General features: G+C 75.5%; 1 pseudogene. It reads right to left on the bottom strand.

The window, feature by feature from the left end:
* Window positions 1–176: 176 nt before the first annotated feature.
* Window positions 177–302 (bottom strand): annotated as a pseudogene (locus tag JHD73_RS29440) (aquaporin family protein); the annotation flags it as partial.

Genomic DNA, 302 nt, shown 5'->3' with positions numbered 1-302 from the left:
CCCCCCCCCCCCCCCCCCCCCCCCCCCCCCCCCCCCCCCCCCCCCCCCCCCCCCCCCCCCCCCCCCCCCCCCCCCCCCCCCCCCCCCCCCCCCCCCCCCCCCCTGTTCAAGCAGAAGACGGCATACGCGATCAGGCGCCATGTCTCGTGGGCTCGGAGATGTGTATAAGAGACAGGCATGTAGCCGGGCACATCACCGGGGCGGATGCCCGAGGGGCCGTCGGTCAGCGCGCAGGCCAGCGCCAGCGCTGGATTGGCCAACGAAGATGACGCGGTGAACCAATACCCGGCTGCGATGTAGGT

This window comes from Ralstonia sp. ASV6, from assembly GCF_016429285.1.
Classification (GTDB): domain Bacteria; phylum Pseudomonadota; class Gammaproteobacteria; order Burkholderiales; family Burkholderiaceae; genus Ralstonia; species Ralstonia flaminis.
The sequence above is the reverse complement of the archived record's forward strand: the minus strand, read 5'-3'. Positions and strand labels throughout refer to the sequence as shown.